15 protein-coding genes and 11 tRNA genes are annotated in these 17,553 nt (G+C 51.3%); all 26 read left to right on the top strand.

The genetic code is table 11. From position 1 onward, the window contains the following. Window positions 1-401: 401 nt before the first annotated feature. The 26 genes from ABH899_RS19945 to ABH899_RS20070 all read left to right on the top strand — a co-directional run bounded on the left by ABH899_RS19945 (window position 402) and on the right by ABH899_RS20070 (window position 17,538). Window positions 402-473, top strand: a tRNA-Glu gene (locus ABH899_RS19945). Window positions 474-495: 22 nt separating this feature from the next. Next, window positions 496-571 (top strand) — tRNA-Val (locus ABH899_RS19950). 56 nt (window positions 572-627) lie between these two features. Then, window positions 628-704 (top strand) — tRNA-Asp (locus ABH899_RS19955). A 63-nt stretch (window positions 705-767) separates the two neighbouring features. Then, window positions 768-843 (top strand) — tRNA-Phe (locus ABH899_RS19960). Between the two features lie 17 nt (window positions 844-860). Then, window positions 861-936 (top strand) — tRNA-Thr (locus tag ABH899_RS19965). A 7-nt stretch (window positions 937-943) separates the two neighbouring features. Then, a tRNA-Tyr gene (locus ABH899_RS19970) sits at window positions 944-1,029 on the top strand. 8 nt (window positions 1,030-1,037) lie between these two features. After that, window positions 1,038-1,110: transfer RNA gene (locus tag ABH899_RS19975), tRNA-Lys, on the top strand. A gap of 17 nt (window positions 1,111-1,127) precedes the next feature. Then, window positions 1,128-1,212: transfer RNA gene (locus ABH899_RS19980), tRNA-Leu, on the top strand. Between the two features lie 12 nt (window positions 1,213-1,224). Then, window positions 1,225-1,308 (top strand) — tRNA-Leu (locus ABH899_RS19985). Between the two features lie 659 nt (window positions 1,309-1,967). Further along, complete coding sequence (locus ABH899_RS19990; protein ID WP_369999808.1) at window positions 1,968-2,990, top strand: LacI family DNA-binding transcriptional regulator; 1,023 nt, start codon at window positions 1,968-1,970, stop codon at window positions 2,988-2,990. A gap of 16 nt (window positions 2,991-3,006) precedes the next feature. Then, a complete protein-coding gene (gene rbsK, locus ABH899_RS19995) occupies window positions 3,007-3,915 on the top strand; it encodes a ribokinase (RefSeq protein ID WP_369999810.1) in 909 nt (302 codons plus the stop codon). A 154-nt stretch (window positions 3,916-4,069) separates the two neighbouring features. Next, complete coding sequence (locus ABH899_RS20000; RefSeq protein WP_369999813.1) at window positions 4,070-5,581, top strand: sugar ABC transporter ATP-binding protein; 1,512 nt, start codon at window positions 4,070-4,072, stop codon at window positions 5,579-5,581. Then, complete coding sequence (locus tag ABH899_RS20005) at window positions 5,578-6,540, top strand: ABC transporter permease (RefSeq protein WP_369999816.1); 963 nt, start codon at window positions 5,578-5,580, stop codon at window positions 6,538-6,540. The genes ABH899_RS20000 and ABH899_RS20005 overlap by 4 nt, the downstream gene beginning before the upstream one ends. Next, window positions 6,537-7,481 carry an ABC transporter permease gene (locus ABH899_RS20010; RefSeq protein WP_369999818.1) on the top strand — a complete coding sequence of 315 codons (945 nt, stop codon included), beginning with the start codon at window positions 6,537-6,539 and terminating at the stop codon, window positions 7,479-7,481. Before ABH899_RS20005 ends, ABH899_RS20010 begins: the two co-directional genes overlap by 4 nt. A 5-nt stretch (window positions 7,482-7,486) precedes the next feature. Then, entirely contained in the window at window positions 7,487-8,518 is a 1,032-nt protein-coding gene (locus ABH899_RS20015; RefSeq protein ID WP_009672105.1) for an autoinducer 2 ABC transporter substrate-binding protein, read from the top strand. Between the two features lie 27 nt (window positions 8,519-8,545). Then, window positions 8,546-9,055, top strand: coding sequence for an ureidoglycolate lyase (locus ABH899_RS20020; protein WP_218228873.1), 510 nt, complete (start codon window positions 8,546-8,548; stop codon window positions 9,053-9,055). 89 nt (window positions 9,056-9,144) lie between these two features. Continuing rightward, complete coding sequence (locus tag ABH899_RS20025) at window positions 9,145-10,455, top strand: ArgE/DapE family deacylase (protein ID WP_369999821.1); 1,311 nt, start codon at window positions 9,145-9,147, stop codon at window positions 10,453-10,455. A gap of 2 nt (window positions 10,456-10,457) precedes the next feature. Next, window positions 10,458-11,255 (top strand): glutamine amidotransferase, encoded by a 798-nt coding sequence (locus ABH899_RS20030; protein WP_369999824.1) that lies wholly within the window; start codon window positions 10,458-10,460, stop codon window positions 11,253-11,255. 494 nt (window positions 11,256-11,749) lie between these two features. Beyond that, on the top strand, window positions 11,750-12,724 hold the full coding sequence (locus ABH899_RS20035) for a sugar kinase (protein WP_369999827.1): 975 nt from the start codon (window positions 11,750-11,752) through the stop codon (window positions 12,722-12,724). A 123-nt stretch (window positions 12,725-12,847) separates the two neighbouring features. Beyond that, a complete protein-coding gene (locus ABH899_RS20040) occupies window positions 12,848-13,519 on the top strand; it encodes a bifunctional 2-keto-4-hydroxyglutarate aldolase/2-keto-3-deoxy-6-phosphogluconate aldolase (protein ID WP_042229882.1) in 672 nt (223 codons plus the stop codon). Between the two features lie 314 nt (window positions 13,520-13,833). Next, window positions 13,834-13,908: transfer RNA gene (locus tag ABH899_RS20045), tRNA-Gly, on the top strand. Window positions 13,909-13,917: 9 nt separating this feature from the next. Next, a tRNA-Gly gene (locus ABH899_RS20050) sits at window positions 13,918-13,988 on the top strand. 199 nt (window positions 13,989-14,187) lie between these two features. Continuing rightward, window positions 14,188-14,679, top strand: a complete 492-nt coding sequence (locus ABH899_RS20055) for a hypothetical protein (RefSeq protein WP_369999830.1) — start codon at window positions 14,188-14,190, stop codon at window positions 14,677-14,679. 156 nt (window positions 14,680-14,835) lie between these two features. Then, window positions 14,836-15,597 carry an alpha/beta fold hydrolase gene (locus tag ABH899_RS20060; protein WP_369999833.1) on the top strand — a complete coding sequence of 254 codons (762 nt, stop codon included), beginning with the start codon at window positions 14,836-14,838 and terminating at the stop codon, window positions 15,595-15,597. A 3-nt stretch (window positions 15,598-15,600) separates the two neighbouring features. After that, a complete protein-coding gene (locus ABH899_RS20065) occupies window positions 15,601-16,053 on the top strand; it encodes a GtrA family protein (RefSeq protein ID WP_369999836.1) in 453 nt (150 codons plus the stop codon). 186 nt (window positions 16,054-16,239) lie between these two features. Next, window positions 16,240-17,538: an MFS transporter gene (locus ABH899_RS20070; protein ID WP_369999838.1), complete on the top strand. Its 1,299-nt coding sequence runs from the start codon at window positions 16,240-16,242 to the stop codon at window positions 17,536-17,538. Window positions 17,539-17,553 lie beyond the last annotated feature (15 nt).

The following is a 17,553-nucleotide window of genomic DNA, read 5'->3' on the forward strand; positions in this document are numbered from 1 at the left end:
TGTGAGCAAGGGCGTGTTTTTTGTAAAGCTTTAACCGTTAAGGGGCATGCACATGCTATCCACTCTCAGAATAAGTGGGGTTTGGCCGAATACCGCGTAGTGCCGCAACGCCGCCTGTGAATCGCGCACTTTAGAAGAATAGAGAGTCATGCCCTCGTATACGAATTTATGTTCTTGTATCACGGCGTTTATTTACATCTAGTGACCCGGATACGTCCTGCCAATTTTCAGGCGTGACCTCTGGAACCCTTGATTTCACTGGAAAAACGGCGGGTTTAATCGTCAAAAACAGCTTGCCCATATAGCGGAAATTTCTAGAATATTTTGGATAGAAGAAAAAGCTTGTAATCTTTTAAATTTCTGATACAATAATCCTTGTCGCCAAAAAAGACAAACATCAAGGCCCGTTGGTCAAGGGGTTAAGACACCTCCCTTTCACGGAGGTAACAGGGGTTCGAATCCCCTACGGGTCATTCTATTCCTACTAGAAGATATGGACGCTTAGCTCAGCTGGGAGAGCATCTGCCTTACAAGCAGAGGGTCGGCGGTTCGATCCCGTCAGCGTCCACCATCCAGATTTTATGAGTCCGACAATCATAATTTTTCTGGAACTGGGGAATACTACTTGGAGCTGTGGTGTAGAGGCCTAACATGCCTGCCTGTCACGCAGGAGACCGCGGGTTCGAATCCCGTCAGCTCCGCCATTTAAGTTTCACAACCGTTCATCGATCCCGCATATTCCGATTGGGTTGGTGCAAACCATGCAAGGCTCGGTAGCTCAGTCGGTAGAGCAGAGGACTGAAAATCCTCGTGTCGGCGGTTCGATTCCGTCCCGAGCCACCATTTAGACAACTTTATATGCCGTTGTAGCTCAATTGGTAGAGCAACTGACTTGTAATCAGTAGGTTGGGGGTTCAAGTCCTCTCGACGGCACCAGTTTCATGGAGGCTTAGCGAAGTGGCCAAACGCAGCAGACTGTAAATCTGTTCTCTGACGAGTTCGGTGGTTCGAATCCATCAGCCTCCACCAGTTTTTAAGAGCCATTAGCTCAGTTGGTAGAGCACCTGACTTTTAATCAGGGTGTCGAAGGTTCGAGTCCTTCATGGCTCACTTTTCAAGTGTCTTATGCGGTCGTGGTGGAACGGCAGACACGCTATCTTGAGGGGGTAGTGCCCAATGGGCGTGAGGGTTCAAATCCCTCCGACCGCACCATCAAATCCTCATGCGGACGTGGCGGAATTGGCAGACGCGCTAGATTCAGGTTCTAGTGGTGTAACAGCCGTGGAGGTTCGAGTCCTCTCGTCCGCATCACGCATCAACGAAAGGTTTCTGATCTGCTTTTTCTGGCAGAACAGGAACCTTTTTTATTATTCATTATCTTTAAGTTGGTGCTCATTACCCAAGAAATATCATGCATCCTTAAAATAAGAGTCAGCAAGCCGGGTGGCAATAAAGGTTTTTATTCCTGATTGCTCCAGGCTTTTTTTTGTTTTACATTAACAATGTGCATTTTCAAACAAATTGCGTAAACGTTTTAACAAAGAATTGGTCAAAAAAGGAAGTTTTAAACGAGGGGAAACAACGGGTTAATCGTTTCTAGTTTTTTGAGGAATGGCTGATAGCTGGATTCTAATAAAAGTCGTATGATTTTTCCTGAGGTTCTCTCAAGACCAATGAAAATCTTGATTTTATGTAAGAATATATGACGTATTTACAAGGTTTTAATGAGAATTCAGTTAAATACCGAATAAATACATGACACAAAAGGTTATGTATTAAAGATGTAAACGTTTTATTCTTTTTGTTTTTATAAAAAAACTATTGTAATCTTATTGGGAACGTACTAGAATAAAACTAGAAATTGCGTAACCGTTTACATTAATTAAATGATAGATTATATTCATAGCTCTTATTGTCAAAGGAAAAATATTGAGAAAACGTTATGACATTAAACTAATGGAAGGGGGGTGGCTAAGACGAACAAGGAAATTACAATTAAGGACGTGGCCAAGCAAGCAAATGTATCTGTAGCTACGGTATCCCGAGTGATGAATGGACGGGATCGCGTAAGTGAAGCCACTCGCAAGAAAATACTCAAAATAGTCGAAGAGATGAACTTTGTGCCGAATACGATGGCGGCATCGATGGTCAATAAAAAAACCAACATGCTCTCCGTCGTGGTGCCGGAGATTCAGAATCCCTTTTACACTGCAGTCATTGGCGGTATGGTAGAGGTAGCCAAGAAGGAAGGCTTCTTCACTCTAGTCGTCGCTACGAATAATGACGAGGCGGAGGAGGAAGAATTTTTTGAAAGCTTCCTAGGGAAAAATGTTGATGGGATTATCTTAATCGGTACGCATAAGGATGCAGATTTTTACCGGAATATTCGCAAGCCAACTATCCTTGTAGACCGTTATATCAACGATTGCGGCCACGACGGTGTCTTAATCGATAATTTCCGCGGCGCTTACGAAGCGACCAAGCACTTCTTGGACTATGGTCATGAACGCATTGCCATTATAGATGGGGCGCATGATTTTAACGACGGCAAGGACCGTTATTGGGGTTATCATCAAGCCATGCATGAGAGCGGCTTGACACCCGATCCTACCTATCATAAGCAGGGGAATTGGCTGGAAGAGGATGGCTACCGATTTACGATGGAGCTTTTGCAATCTGAGCAGCCACCGACAGCTATATTTGCGGCTAATAACGTCATCTGCACGGGTGCGATTAAAGCGATACGCGATTTGAAACTCCGAATCGGAGAGGATATATCTTTAATTGGGTTTGATGAGAACGAGCTTGCTCAATTCGTGCAGCCAAGAGTGACCGTGGTTAGCAGACCGACAAGAGAGATGGGAATTCAAGCGGCGGAGATGCTCATTCAAAAAATCAAGGGAAAGCCTAAAGAACAGACGAAGCTGAAGAAAATGATATTGGATGTTGAATTGAAGAAATTCGGCTCAGTCAAAAGACTGAAGGCGTAATACTGGGGGGAGAGCCATGGCGAAGATCTTGGTAGTGGGCAGCATGAATATGGACATCGTCACACAGGTTGAACGTCACCCGATTCCCGGCGAAACGATACAGGGCAACGAGACCCGTTTCTTCATTGGAGGCAAAGGGGCTAATCAGGCGGTTGCCGCTTCTCGCTCTGGAGTTTCGGTCGCTATGGCCGGTGGACTGGGCTTGGATTCATTTGGCGCCGACATACGCAGGGGATTGGCGGAGGATAAAATTAATCTTGATTATGTTGCCGATCAGCCCTGTATGACGGGGCTTGCCTTGATTACAGTAGATGAGGCTGGCGAGAACAACATTATATTATCCTCCGGCGCTAATGGAAGATATGGCACGGAAGAGATTGACCAATTGGATCTTTCAGGTTTTGACGTCATCTTGCTGCAAAATGAAATATCATCGGCAGCCAATCAAAGGGTGCTGGATAAAGCGGCAGAGAAGCATATTCCGGTATTTATGAATCCGGCTCCAATTGACGGGTTTGACCGGAGCCAACTGCGCAAGGTTGCTTTCCTCATTCTGAATGAGGTCGAGGCGGAGGTGCTGAGCGGCATACGTATTGAAGGAAGCAGCCAAGCGCTGGAGGCTGGGAAGAAACTGCTGAAAGACGGCATTCCTCATCTTATTATTACTTTGGGGAGCAAAGGGTCTATCTATATGGATCAATCGGGAAGTCAAATCACATTTCCCGCATTTTCAGTTGACGCAGTGGATACGACAGCGGCAGGAGACACCTTCATTGGAGCATTCGCAGCTAAATATGTAACGGGAGCGGAGCTGCATGATTGCCTGCGCTACGCGACAGCGGCATCGGCGCTGGCTGTAGCTCAACCAGGCGCTCAGAGCTCGATTCCGACAGATGATCAGGTACAGTCGTTTCTTACGGCATAGAACAATAGGTCAATAAGGCCGCTATAAAAAGGCAATATACGGGGTTTCTTTCCTGGAAAGGGACACCTGTAGTCTCGTGCTTTGATGATTTAACGCTTAGTCTTGTTAAAGTTATCCAAAAAGCAGCTGGGTAAGGTGAATAGGAGGTCTAAAGATGAGGCATCCGGTTTTGAAAATGGAAGGCATCAGCAAAGAGTTCCCGGGGGTCAAAGCGTTATCCGATGTTAGCTTTGAGCTGTATCCGGGCGAAGTTCATGCGCTTATGGGGGAAAACGGAGCAGGAAAGTCTACACTGATGAAAATTTTGTCCGGCGTATATTCACCGACGCAAGGAACAATCAGACTGAAGGGCAAGGAAGTAACATTCGGCAACCCGCTCGATGCCCAACGGCAAGGCGTGTCCATTATCCATCAGGAATTCAATTTGTTTTCCAATCTGACAGCCGCGGAAAATATATTTATCGACCGCCCGGAAATGGTCGGCAGATTCGGACGGATACAATGGTCCAAAATGTATGACGAGGCGCAGCGTTTGGTTGATTCGATAGGAGGAGGTGAAATTGATGTCCGCAAGGAGGTCCGGCATCTCGGAGTCCACAGCCAGCAAGTAATCGAGATTGCGAAAGCGCTTTCTTTTCAGGCGGATGTGCTCATAATGGATGAACCGTCGGCGGCGCTCCCGGAAAACGAAGTGAAAAAAATGTTCGACGTGGTTAACCGGCTTCGGGCGCAAGGCGTTGCCATCGTGTATGTCTCCCACCGCATGAAGGAAATATTTGAAATTGCGGATAAGGTAACGGTATTGAGGGATGGAGCCAAGATTGATACCCGAGGAATCGAAGAGGTTACCGAACAGAACTTGATTCAAATGATGGTGGGCAAAGAGGTTGGCCAGTTATACCCGGTAAGAGAGCAGAAGCACGGACAAGAGGTTGTGCTGAAGGTGGAGCAGTTGTCGCTCGATTCCGCGCACCGTGTATCTTTTGAGCTGCGAAAGGGAGAGATCTTAGGGCTGTTCGGCGTTCCGGGTTCGGGCACGCATACGATTGCCGAGCGTTTATTCGGTCTAAGGCGGGGTACGGGTGACATCATTGTTCATGGCACAGCGGTGAAAATCAGTAGCCCGAGCCAGGCCAAAGCGAAGAAGATTGCTTACGTTCCGCCGGATCGTCACCGTCAAGGCATCATAAAACCGATGTCAATCCGGCAAAATCTATCGCTCCCGATGCTGCCCCAGCTTTCAAAGTACACGGTGCTGGACGAGGCGCGAATTAAAGAGATGAGCGGGGAGTATATGGAGAAGCTTCGGATTAAAGCACCCAGTGACGGACAAAGCGTAGATTTTCTGAGTGGCGGCAATCAGCAGAAGGTCGTGATTGGCAAATGGCTTGCAGCGAACCCAGATATTCTTATTCTGGAAGAGCCGACTCGGGGAGTTGACGTCGGAGCGAAGGCGGAGATCTACAATATCATTCATCAACTGGCTCAGGAAGGCTTGAGCATCCTGCTGATTTCGTCCGAAATGCCGGAGGTGATTGGTCTCAGCGATCGGATCTTGGTGCTATACAAAGGCACAATCGTTCATGAATTTGCACATGGTGAGGCAGACCAGGAACAATTGCTGCAGCGTGCTTCACATCCGCTCCCGGAAGGAGGCCTCTTATGAAACGCCTGCTAAATGTGCATGAAGCGCCTATTATCTTATTTACCATTCTCGTCACGCTGTTGTTTTCAATCATTTCACCTGACTTTTTGCAATTCGAAAATATAAGGCTGATTGTGGATCAGAACATCTCCATGTTTATTGTGTCGATAGGGATGACGATGGTCATTCTTCTGGGGGGCATGGATTTATCGGTCGGCTCCGTGCTGGCCGTGACAGCAACATCTGTCGGGTTGTTCCTAAGCTATGGCATTCATCCATGGCTTGCAGCCGCTATGGGGATATGCATCGGGGTGCTATGCGGCATGGTCAACGGCTATTTCATCGCTGTAAGGAAGATACCGGACATCATCGTCACCCTGGCCACCATGTACATCTTCAGGGGCATTGCGGTAGGCATCAGCGGGGGGACCTGGATGACGAACTTTCCAGAAGGATTTCGATTCTTCGAACAAGGATATTTGCTCGGTATTTCCTTTCCGCTGCTGACAGCCGTCATTCTCATAGCGGTCTTCATCTATTTAATGAAATTCACCCGCGTGGGCCGAAGAATCTACTCGATTGGAGGGAACGGTCCGGCAGCCAAGCTTGCGGGAATCAGCGTAGCCCGAACCAAGTTTAAGGTTTATGTATTAACCGGCTTGCTGGTCGGGATCGCCTCCGTTATCTTCGCAGCAAAGGTAGGAAGTGTGCAAGCCTCGACAGCAGGCAGCGGTTTGGCGTTTGAAGTCATGGCAGCCGTTCTTATCGGCGGGGGAAGTATATTCGGGGGCGTCGGTACTATAGCCGGAACGATGCTGGGTGTACTCTTTATGGGCATCGTTAAAAACGGGCTCATTATATCCAAGGTTTCTCCGTTCTGGGTTGATGCCGCAACTGGTTTTCTGATTATTCTGGCAATTGTTATTAACACGCTGCAGCGTATACGGCAAAACAAAGGAAAAGAGGGGGATTTGGTATGAGTGCATGGACAAGCCGGTTCCCGCTTAGGGGTAATAAGCTAATCGTTCAAATGCTGCTGTTGCTCGTCATTATCGTGCTGTTCAGCTTCTTGTCTCCCTATTTCCTGACCGTCAACAACTTTATGAATGTGCTGAACCAGATGGTTGAAGTAGGGCTGATCGCCATTCCGATGACCATGATCATCATATCCGGTGCGATGGATCTATCGGTTGGCTCCATTCTGGCTTTCTCCGCTGTATGTATGGGAGTCGCGTATGAGCGGGGGATCGATATATGGATCAGTATGATCATTGGACTGCTGGCCGGCTTGCTGTGCGGGGCCGTTAATGGCTATCTGATCGCGAGACACCGCATGCAGGCTATTGTCGTCACCATTGGCATGCTCGTGATGCTGCGGGGGCTGGTCTACGTGATCAATCAGGGGAGACCCATAAGCGGTTTTCCGGATGCTTTCTACTTTATGGGCCAGCAATATATCGGCGTTGTTCCGGTTAATGCGATTTTCCTTGTGGTGATGTTCCTGCTGGCCAGCTTTGTAATGAAAAAAACCAGATTCAGCACCTATGTGTACGGGATTGGCAACAATGAAGAGGTTGTCCGCTATTCCGGCATCTCGGTCGTACGCATCCGGTTTATCCTGTTTATGCTTAGCGGATTGTTTTCGGCCTTGGCGGGTATATTTCTGGTGTCGCGTCTGGCAAGCGCAGAGGCGACATCGGGTACCAATATAGAGCTGGACGTGATTACAGCGACTTTGATAGGAGGCACACATATTTTTGGGGGGAGGGGAAGTCTTTCAGGCACATTTGTCGGGCTGCTGATCATTGTGTTTTTGCGTAATGGTTTGAATCTGTTAGGTGTATCCGTGCTTTATCAGGCAGTCATTTTAGGAGCGCTGCTTCTGCTTGCTGTAGGAAATAAAAAATTCAATGGAGAGTGAAACCTATGAAAAAGCTAGCATTGACGTTACTGACGGGTGTATTGGCTCTGAATTTGGCAGCATGCGGAAGTACAAGCGGGAACCAAACGGATAACGGAGGCAAACCGAACCAGGGAGCTGCCGGCTCAAAAACTTACTTTATGAATCCAAAGTCCATCGGCCCTGCTTATTGGGCGGCGGCTGAAAAGGGTGCCAAGAAGGCGGCAGCCGATTTGAAGGTAGAAGTTCTGTTCAATGCGCCGACAGAGGCGGATTCCTCCAAGCAAATTAATATGATTCAGGATATGCTGACCCGCAAAGTAAGCGGCATCGGCGTATCGCCTAATGATGCGAAAGCGGTAGGCCCTGTGTTCAAAAAAGCGGCAGGTCAAGGCGTCAACATTGTGACTTGGGACAGCGATGCGCCGGGTACAGATCGCCAATATTATGTAGCTCCGGCCACTGACCAAGAAGTGGGGGAGCTTCTGGCCAAAACGATCGGAGAAGAAATCGGCGGCAAAGGACAGGTAGCGTTCATGGTAGCCGGTCTTGGCTCACAAAACCAGATTGCGAAATCCAATGCGGCTAAAGCCTATTTTACAGCCAAGTATCCGGATATTAAGGTCGTAACGACTGTTGCGAGCGACGACGATCAACAGAAGGCGTATGCCAATGCGCAAAACCTGCTTCAAACTTACCCTGATCTGAAAGGCATTATCGGATTTGCAGGCGGCGAACCTACGGCTGCTGCAGAGGTAGTAGAGCAAGCTGTAAAGGCAGGCACTTTAAAGAAAAACCAAGTTGCCATTACAGGCATTGCCGTGCCGAGCGTCGTGAAAAATTATATCAAGAACGGCACGATCAAAACGGATATTATTTGGGATCCGGGCAAGCTGGCTTATGTAACGGTCTATATTATGGACCAGCTGGCTCAAGGCAAGGAAATCAAGGACGGCATGGAGATTCCGACGATAGGGACTGTGAAAGTAAACGGACAAAGTGTGTTTATTGGCACGCTTGAAGTCACGAACGATAATGTGGACAGCTTTGATTTCTAATAACACCCCTGTTAGGAGGCGGCTTTAATGGAGTATAAGGTGCAGATAGAAGAGTTGACGGAGGAGGCTTTTGCTCCCTATGGCAAAGTAGTGGATATGCCGGCGATTGATCCCTCCAAATCCGGGGACGGGTGGGATTGCTGGAGCTATGTGCAAATGCTGGACGTATGGGAGCCAATCGGATTTGGCCTTGTGGTCACCAAGCGGCGCGAATTTGCCGTAAAGGCAATGGAGAGGCATGTCAGCCGTGAAGAGCTGCTGCTTACCTTTGATCGTGAGATTGTACAGCCTGTAGCATTGTGCATGGACATCGACGATCCTGATGAAAGTCCTGACCCATCCACCGTCAAGTGCTTTCGAATTAAGCCTGGACAAGCTATCGTCATCCATCGGGGGGTCTGGCATAGTCCGGCTTACCCGGCTGCGGACGATGCCCGTTATATGTTCGGCATTGAGAAGAAGAAGGATAAATTCGGCGATGAAATGATTAATCCGTGGGTTGATTTTATTAACGGAAGCACCGTTCGATTCGAATAAGCGAGCAGGCATGGCTCCTGATACGCTTGCTTACGGCAGTTGCGGATTCATGCTGTATCAGGAGAGTGCAGCCAAAAGGAGAGAGAGAGATGAACCAAGAACAGAGAGTGATGGAATGGATCGAGAATCATCAAGATGAAATTATTCATTTTTTACAGCAGCTCATTCAAATTCCGAGCGTCAACCCCTGGTTTTTCGAGGAACCGGCGCCATCCAAAGAGAAGGACCTTCAACAATTTATTGCCGGCAAGCTGGGGAAGCTCGGCGCGGACATCGAAATCTGGGAGCCCGTAGCCGATGAGCTGAAGCAATATGAAGGCATGGCAGGCTATTATCCAGGAAGAGATTTTACGGGCAGGCCCAATCTGGCGGCTACGTTTGGCAAAGGAACGGAAGGCAAGTCCATGCTCTTGTTTGGTCATATTGACGTCGTCATGGCAGGCTCAAAATGGACGGTCGATCCGTTCGAGGGCCAAGTTATCGATGGGAAGATGTACGGCCGCGGCACCGTTGATATGAAGGGCGGAGTCGCAGCCATGATTATGGCTGTCGAAGCCATACTTCGCAGCGGGTTTAAGCTTAAAGGGCCGGTTATCGTCGGCACGGTTGTCGATGAGGAAGCGGGAGGCATGGGGGCACTTGATTTTATCCACCATGGCTATCGAGCGGATGCTTGCATTTTAACGGAACCGACCTCGCTGACGATTGCCCCTCTTTGCCGCGGGATTTTATGGGGAAAAATCAAGATCCAAGGTCGCAGCGGCCATATTGAGATGCCGCAAGCGGATTGGCGGGACGGCGGCGCGGTTGATGCGGTTAAGAAAGCGAGATATATTCTGGAGCATCTGGACCGCTTGAATGAGAAATGGGCTGTCAGCAAGACCCATCCATACTTGTCGATCCCTTGTCAGGTGCATGTCGCTCAATTAAACGCTGGGGAATACCCGACCTCCTTCGCGAATGAGGCGGAAATCGTATTCAATGCGCAATACTTGCCTTTGGAGCGGGACGAGAAGCTTGTAGGCGGCAAAGTAAAAAAGGAATTGACTGATTTTCTACGCGAGGTATCGGAATCGGATCCTTGGCTTTGTGAGCATAAGCCGGAAATCGAATGGCTGGTGGATGCCGATTGTGCAGAAACGGATGTAGCACATCCCTTTGTTCAGACTTGTGTACAATCCTTGAAGGCCATTGGAGAGGAAGGCAAAATCGAAGGACTGGGCTTCCATACCGATATGGGCTGGCCGGTGAACGTAGGCATTCCTACCGTTAATTTTGGACCTGGCGACCCCAGCCTTGCCCATCATAGCGACGAATTTACACCTGTCGATGAAGTGATTCAAGCGGTCAAGATGATTGCCAAAACGATTGTGGACTGGTGTGAAATCGAGGAAGCGTAAAAATGGGAACAAGACGGCCTGTAGGTGTAGGGCCTGGTGATATAAAAAATACGGAGGTGCTTGAACTGATGAAGATCTTGTTTGTTGGCGAATCCTGGGTTGTGCATATGATTCATACGAAAGGGTATGACAGTTTTACCTCGACCAAGTACGAGGAGGGAGCAACCTATTTGCTGTCCTGTCTGCGCCAGGAGGGAATTGACGTCACCTACATGCCTGCGCATGAAGTGCAGGTACGCTTTCCTCAATCGCTGGAAGAGCTCAAAACCTATGATGCGATTGTGCTGAGTGACGTAGGTGCAAACACATTCCTGCTCCAAAATCCAACCTTCTATCAAATGCAAATCATTCCGAACGCCCTTGAGCTTGTGAAGCAGTATGTCGCTGAAGGAGGTGGCCTGCTGATGGTTGGCGGTTACCTGACCTTCATGGGGATAGAAGGAAAAGCCAATTATAGAAATACGATATTGGCCGATGTGCTGCCGGTTGTCATGATGGATAAAGATGATCGGGTAGAGATGCCGAGCGGCTTCTCGCCTGTCGTATCGCAGCCGCATCCATTGGTAAACGATTTGGGAGAATGGCCTAGGCTGCTAGGTTATAATAAGTTGTCCGCTAAGCCGGGAGCAAAGGAACTGCTAAGCCATGAAGGCGATGCTATTCTGACGCTTGGAACTTATGGCCAGGGAAAGACGGTGGCGTTTGCAAGCGATTGTTCGCCGCACTGGGGATCGTTGGAGTTTATGAATTGGGAGCACTATTCGGCCTTTTGGTCCAAGCTTATTAAGTATCTGAAATAATGGAGCAGTGAACATTCCCATACGCCAAAACAGAACCTGCTGGCTCGAGGCTAGCAGGTTCTAGTGGTGTAACAGCCGTGGAGGTTCGAGTCCTCTCGTCCGCATCACGCATTAACAACGAAGAAAGCCTTGAGCAATCAAGGCTTTCTTTGTTTTTTTATTAAAGAGCAGGAATGTGGCAAAGAGGTTTGTTTTGTTCGTTTTCGTTTGAATGAACATTTTCATACCTAAAAGGAAGTCCTTTCTGCTATAATGAAGAGGGAACGGAATCTTTTTAATTAACCAATCCGAACAAGGAGCTTTCTCCGATTACGGATTCAAGAATGAGATACAAACCTGTACGGAGTGATTCCATAAGGAAAAGCTTTTTCTGCGCATGATAGTGCGGACAAGGGATCGTTTTTCAGGGGAATAAAGGAAGCTAGCATGGGCCGGGTGCCGCCTGCGGACGATGCCTGAGCCTGCGAGAATCTAACGGTCGAGGTGGATGAACGATGGAGCAAGGCAATGTGCAGTCCCCTATTTATCCGGATGTGGTGACTTTCGGGGAGTCGATGGCTCTACTGATGCCGGATTCGGGAAAAGGAATTGAGTATTCACCGCAGCTGACCGCTTCGTTCGGCGGAGCCGAAAGCAATGTGGCGATCGGTCTTGCGCGGCTCGGGCATCGTGTCGGGTGGTTCGGACGCTTGGGAAAAGATCCTTTCGGCCGGATGGTGCTCAAAAAAATACGCGGCGAAGGCGTGGACGTCTCCAGGGCCGTGTTATCGTCCGAGGCGCCGACGGGTTTGATGCTGCGGGAAGCGGTATCGGGCAAAGCCTCCGTTTACTACTACCGCAAAAATTCGGCCATGAGTCTGATGAAGCCGGGCGATCTCGCTGAAGATTATATAGCCGGGGCCAAAATTCTGCATGTAACCGGCATTACGCCCGCGCTAAGCGATAGCTGCAAAGAAGCGGTGATCGCCGCCGTCCGCACGGCCAAAAGGCATGGGGTGAAAGTCTGCTTCGATCCGAACTTGCGGCTTAAGCTCTGGGGGATCGGGGAAGCCAGAGAGACTTTGCTGGCCCTTGCGGAGGAGGCCGATTATTTTCTTCCGGGTCTGGACGAGCTTCAGCTCCTTTACGAAACGGAAGATTTCGACGGGATTGTCGAAAGGCTGAGTAAGCTTCGTGCCGTGACCGTGCTTAAAGGCGGGGACGATGAAACGTTCCTGATCGAAGGCGGCCGCGTGTCCTCCGTTCCTTTTGTCAAAGCGGAGCGGGTGGTCGATACGATTGGAGCAGGGGACGGCTTCTGTGCAGGCTTCCTATCCGGCATTCTGCAGGGGAAGAGCCACCTGGAAGCGGTGGAGCTGGGAAGTCTGCTCGGTTCGCTGGTCGTTCAGGCTCCGGGAGACTGGGAAGGCCTCCCGACGCGTGAGGAAGTCGATGCCGTGCTTCAGGGAAGCCGTCATATCGAGCGCTGAGCGCTGCGTTGTCTTGCCGTTAAGACTGATTGAGGTTCATACGTCGAATCAGATAGAAGGCGTATCCGCCGCCTCTTACTTGCGGAAACTGATTTTACCGACAGAGAGAGGATGAACTGACCCATGAAAAAAATACAGCTGATTCAAAAAATTACGGAACAGGGCGTAGTCGCCGTTCTGAGAGGCAAGACGCCGGACGAAGTCGTCGAAGCCGCCGAACAGGCCATCGAAGGCGGCATCAAAGTCATCGAAGTGACGATGACGGTGCCTTTTGCGCTCCAAGCCATTGAAAAGCTGGCCAAAACATACAGCAGTACGGCGCAGGACGCCTCCAAATTCGCCATTATCGGCGTAGGTACCGTTCTGGACCCGGAAACGGCGAGAGCGGCCATTCTGAGCGGCTCGGAGTTCGTGGTGGGGCCTTCCCTGAATCCCGCGACCGTGGCGCTCTGCAACCGGTACCGCGTGCCGGTAATGCCGGGCACGATGACCGTCAAAGAGATCCAGGAAGCGCTGGAGCTCGGCGTGGATATCGTGAAGCTGTTTCCGGGCAACTTGTACGAGCCGTCCGTGATCAAGGCCATCAAGGGGCCTCTGCCGCAGGCAAACATCATGCCGACCGGGGGCGTATCCCTGGACAATCTCGCCGATTGGATCAAAGCGGGTGCCGTCGCTGTCGGGATCGGATCGGATCTGACGACGGAAGCGTCCAAAACCGGCGATTTCAGCCTGATCGCGAAGAAAGCGGCCCAGTACACGCAGGCTTTCAAAGAGGCTAAAGCGGCTCTTTCCTGAGAGTAGCGGACGAGGCGGACGTTCGGTGTGTGATTGACCACCGCGTCTTATGCGACCCACACCGCGCACTGGGAGCTGCGCGCGGTGTGAAAAGAGAAGAGGGCAATGGGCTAGGCGAGCCATTCAGGTAAAGAGGAAGGATCGGAGAAGTCGACTCCGGTCCTTCTTTTTATGTGCGGAAATGAGGGTTTTTCCTTGTTTATAGGGGGTGTAAAAAATTGGATTGAAATTTGAGTAGAAAAAGGATTGAGTTTTCATGAATTATTTGTTATGATATCTCTTGTCGATTCGGAAATGTTTCGAACGAAAAGTTTGCGGAAGTGGCTCAGCGGTAGAGCATCGCCTTGCCAAGGCGAGGGTCGCGGGTTCGATTCCCGTCTTCCGCTCCAACCACCTTTGCGGGTGTAGTTCAATGGTAGAACTCCAGCCTTCCAAGCTGGTAGCGTGGGTTCGATTCCCATCACCCGCTTACAAAGATTCAGAAAAAGCAGTCTCCTTTACGGAGGCTGCTTTTTCTTGTGGCCGAGATGGATACAGCGTCCAGCCCTACTAGAACCGGGCACAGCGATACCTGGCTTTTTTATTGCCCTTCCATCCCTCTGCCAATCATGCAACATTTACCTTCCTGTGCCGTTTAACTGGTTAAGAAAGTTACAAGGGGGTATCTTATGCGGCGGAACAAATGGTTAGCGGTGTCCAGCGGACTCGTTATATTAGCTATAGCTGTGGCCGGGGCCGCCTCGCTTTGGCTGCCTTCAGCCGAGCTTACCCCGGAGAAAGTGGTTCTCAACTGGAAAGGCCGCATCATCGAGGTGCCGCAAGCGGATTCCCGGTATCAACGTCTGATAGACGATGCCGAGAAAGTGATAGAATCTACCGGGAAGGGGCCCTGCAAGTGTACGGCCGAACTGACCGGGGATGTGCCGGACAAGCCCGGGCTGCTTCTTATGCTGCCGCCCGGTCAGTCGGTCCGCATTAGGAAGGAGCTGCCGGTCGCCACGGCAGTCCATGATGTCCGCAGGCTCTACGTACCGTTTCAAGACGGCGGAGATTCTCCCCGAATGGAGTTAGATAGCGGGGTGTATGAAGTGGACAGAGAGAGCGTGGCTGCCCTTAAAAAGACCGCCGCCGAGGCTGCCCGAAACTTAACCGGGGGATAAGGTAGGCCGGGAAGCGGAGCTGTGATACGATAGGCGGTGAAGAAGATGGAAACGGCCGGAGAAGGACAGCGGACATCCATTTCGGATCGGCAAAGCAGAGACGGCCCGGAACGGAGAGAAGACGAATTTCCCTGAAAGGATTCAAGGAGGCGGAGAATGACTGGAAAAAGACGATCGCGCGGCAGAAAGTGGCTTCTGGCGCTGGCGATCTTTATACTCGCCGCCGGAATTGCGGCGGCGTTCTATCTGCGGCCGTACGGGCCGGACCGCACGGCGGTCGAAGCCATGCGAAGCGGTGGCGGTGTTACCGTTACAGACAGCAAGGATGTAACGGTCTACGAAGGCGCAGAGCCGAAGGAGCCGGGCGTGATCTTCTACCCGGGCGGCCTGGTGAAGCCGGAGAGCTACGCGCCTCTGGCCCGGGAGCTGGCTCAGCGCGGGCACCGCACGGTGGTCGTCAAAATGCCGCTGAATTTGGCGGTATTGGGAGGCGGCCGTGCCTCGGAAGTGATGGCGGCCCGTCCCGGGGAGTCCTTCGTCATCGGAGGGCACTCGCTCGGCGGCGTGATGGCGGCCCGTTATGCGGCGGAGCATCCGGAAGGGCTGCGGGGCGTGTTTTTCCTGGCGTCGTACGCCGATGACAAAGGAAGCCTCCGGGACAAAGGGCTTCCGGTTCTCTCCGTGACCGGTTCGGAGGACGGCGTTCTGAACCGCGACAGCTTCGAGAAGAACAAGAAGAACCTGCCGGAGGACGCCAAGCTTTTGACCCTGCCGGGAGGCAACCACGGCCAATTCGGCAGTTACGGCCCTCAGAAGGGCGACCATGCGGCTTCGATCTCACCGGAGGAACAGACTCGCCGGACGGCCGAAGCGATTACTGACTGGATGACCGGAATCCGGGAGAAGGGGAAGAACTGACACGTGACAAACGATAACAACGGGCAAAAAAAGCGGCTTAACCCGGAAATGCTCCGCCTGCTCCGCTTCGGGGCAGTAGGGGTCGGCAATACGGCGGTGGACTGGGCCGTGTTCTGGCTGCTGTTCTCGGGTCTGCACCTGCATTACGGAGCGGCTCAGACGGTCTCGTACTTGTGCGGAACCTTGAACAGCTACCTCTGGAACCGGAAATGGACGTTTGCCAGCAAAGAACCGGTGCGGGTATCGGAGGCACTGAAGTTCCTGATGGTCAACGGACTGTGTCTGGGGCTGTCCTATCTGCTGCTCTATGTATGCAGCGATGTGCTGGGATGGAACATGCTGTTTAGCAAGCTGACGGTGACGGTTCTGCTGCTTCTGGTGAATTACGCCGCCAGTAAATGGTGGGTTTTCGCCCCGGGCGAAAAGCGCAAGGAAGGCGAATCATTTGAGCCTTAATTCGGACAGAAAATTCGCCGGATTTTAGACCAGACGGCGGAGGATTTTTGCAGTATAATGGACCTGAACTTCTGTAACGGATAAAAGATTTCTTCTTTTGTCCGTCTTCTTTTACCCAACGCGTAAGCGCAACCATTTTGCTGACGAAGCCGGAAAACAGCACCGGCTCAAAGGAGAGCTACCGACGTGCAGGCCAAGACCCGCTCCTGGAACCGTTTTACCCCGACCCGTAAACATCTTTGGATCGCGACTCTCGAAGGGGCTCCGGCCACGGTAGTTCAAACCCTTCTCAACGGTCCGTTCCTGACGGGTTATTTGCTTTATCTCGGCGCAACGTCCGCACAGATCGGACTTGTGCTCGCCATGACGACGATCGTGAACGCCGGTCAGATCCTGATGGCTTTTTTCATGCAGAGATGGAAAAACCGGAAGCTGCAGATTCTCATCTTCGGAGGGCTTCACCGGATTCTGTGGGCGGCAACGGGATTGATTCCGCTATTGCTGGACCGTGATTTGTGGATTCCGGCTTACATCGCCTTGTATACGTCGGCTTTTCTTTCGAACGCCTTCGGGGGTGTGGTCTGGTCCACGCTGATGGCCGATATGGTGCCGTCTTCGGTGAGGGCCCGTTATTTCGGCATCCGGAACATGATGCTGAACGCTCTCGGAGCTCTGTGCCTGTTTGCGGGCGGACAAATACTCGACAAGCTCGGTAACGAGGCGGGATTTGAGGTTCTTTACCTGGTGATCGGCACGGCTGCTGTGCTCAATGTAATCGCTTACCTATTTTATCCGAATCCGCCATTCGAGCCTTCCGCGGAAAGCGGGCTCCTGCCCATGCTTACGCGCCCTATGAAAGATACTTCGTATATCAGGGCGACGGCGTTCCTGTCGTTCTGGCTGTTTTTGCAGGGGATTGCGGTGCCGCTCTTCTCATATGTCATGTTGAAGCTGCTGCAGGTAAGCTATGAGACGATTTCCGTGCTGACGGTGCTGCAGACGGCTGTGATGATGATTTCTTTCTACGTCTGGGGAAATCTTAACGCGCGGTGGAGCAACCGGCGGCTTCTGTTCTGGACGCTCCCGCTTCTGTCGCTGTCGTGTCTGCTGTGGGGGATGCTCGCCTGGCTACCGGCCCTTCCGGTGCTGATTGCGGTTCACATCCTGCTTGGAGCGGGGACCGGAGGATTCAACCAACTGGCTTTCAATTTCATTATCGGGGATACGCCTAGGGGCGAGCGGCCGATGTTTATCGCCATGTACAACACCTTGACGGGACTGGCGGCTTTCCTGGGGCCTCTGCTCGGGGGCATGCTGTACGAAAAGGTGGAAGGGCTGCCGCTCTGGGTTCAGCAGTACGGAATTGCCGCAGGAACGGGTACGGTTATGCTCGTCCTGGCTCTGACCCTGGGGCGCAGAGTGCTGCTGGAGCGGCAGAGCCGCAGGACAAAGACGGAGACGCCGGATAAAAGCATGCCGGTTTAGCTCCGCACATACAGC

It is taken from the genome of Paenibacillus sp. RC84, from assembly GCF_041260495.1.
Classification (GTDB): domain Bacteria; phylum Bacillota; class Bacilli; order Paenibacillales; family NBRC-103111; genus Paenibacillus_F.

Excerpts from the sequence above, each read along its gene's own strand:
- ABH899_RS20000 (WP_369999813.1), top strand. The coding sequence starts at position 4,070 with ATGAGGCATCCGGTTTTGAAAATGGAAGGCATCAGCAAAGAGTTCCCG.
- ABH899_RS20040 (WP_042229882.1), top strand. The coding sequence starts at position 12,848 with ATGAAAAAAATACAGCTGATTCAAAAAATTACGGAACAGGGCGTAGTC.
- ABH899_RS20060 (WP_369999833.1), top strand. The coding sequence starts at position 14,836 with ATGACTGGAAAAAGACGATCGCGCGGCAGAAAGTGGCTTCTGGCGCTG.
- ABH899_RS20055 (WP_369999830.1), top strand. The coding sequence starts at position 14,188 with ATGCGGCGGAACAAATGGTTAGCGGTGTCCAGCGGACTCGTTATATTA.
- rbsK (WP_369999810.1), top strand. The coding sequence starts at position 3,007 with ATGGCGAAGATCTTGGTAGTGGGCAGCATGAATATGGACATCGTCACA.
- ABH899_RS20025 (WP_369999821.1), top strand. The coding sequence starts at position 9,145 with ATGAACCAAGAACAGAGAGTGATGGAATGGATCGAGAATCATCAAGAT.
- ABH899_RS20005 (WP_369999816.1), top strand. The coding sequence starts at position 5,578 with ATGAAACGCCTGCTAAATGTGCATGAAGCGCCTATTATCTTATTTACC.
- ABH899_RS20010 (WP_369999818.1), top strand. The coding sequence starts at position 6,537 with ATGAGTGCATGGACAAGCCGGTTCCCGCTTAGGGGTAATAAGCTAATC.
- ABH899_RS20020 (WP_218228873.1), top strand. The coding sequence starts at position 8,546 with ATGGAGTATAAGGTGCAGATAGAAGAGTTGACGGAGGAGGCTTTTGCT.
- ABH899_RS20015 (WP_009672105.1), top strand. The coding sequence starts at position 7,487 with ATGAAAAAGCTAGCATTGACGTTACTGACGGGTGTATTGGCTCTGAAT.
- ABH899_RS20030 (WP_369999824.1), top strand. The coding sequence starts at position 10,458 with ATGGGAACAAGACGGCCTGTAGGTGTAGGGCCTGGTGATATAAAAAAT.
- ABH899_RS20035 (WP_369999827.1), top strand. The coding sequence starts at position 11,750 with ATGGAGCAAGGCAATGTGCAGTCCCCTATTTATCCGGATGTGGTGACT.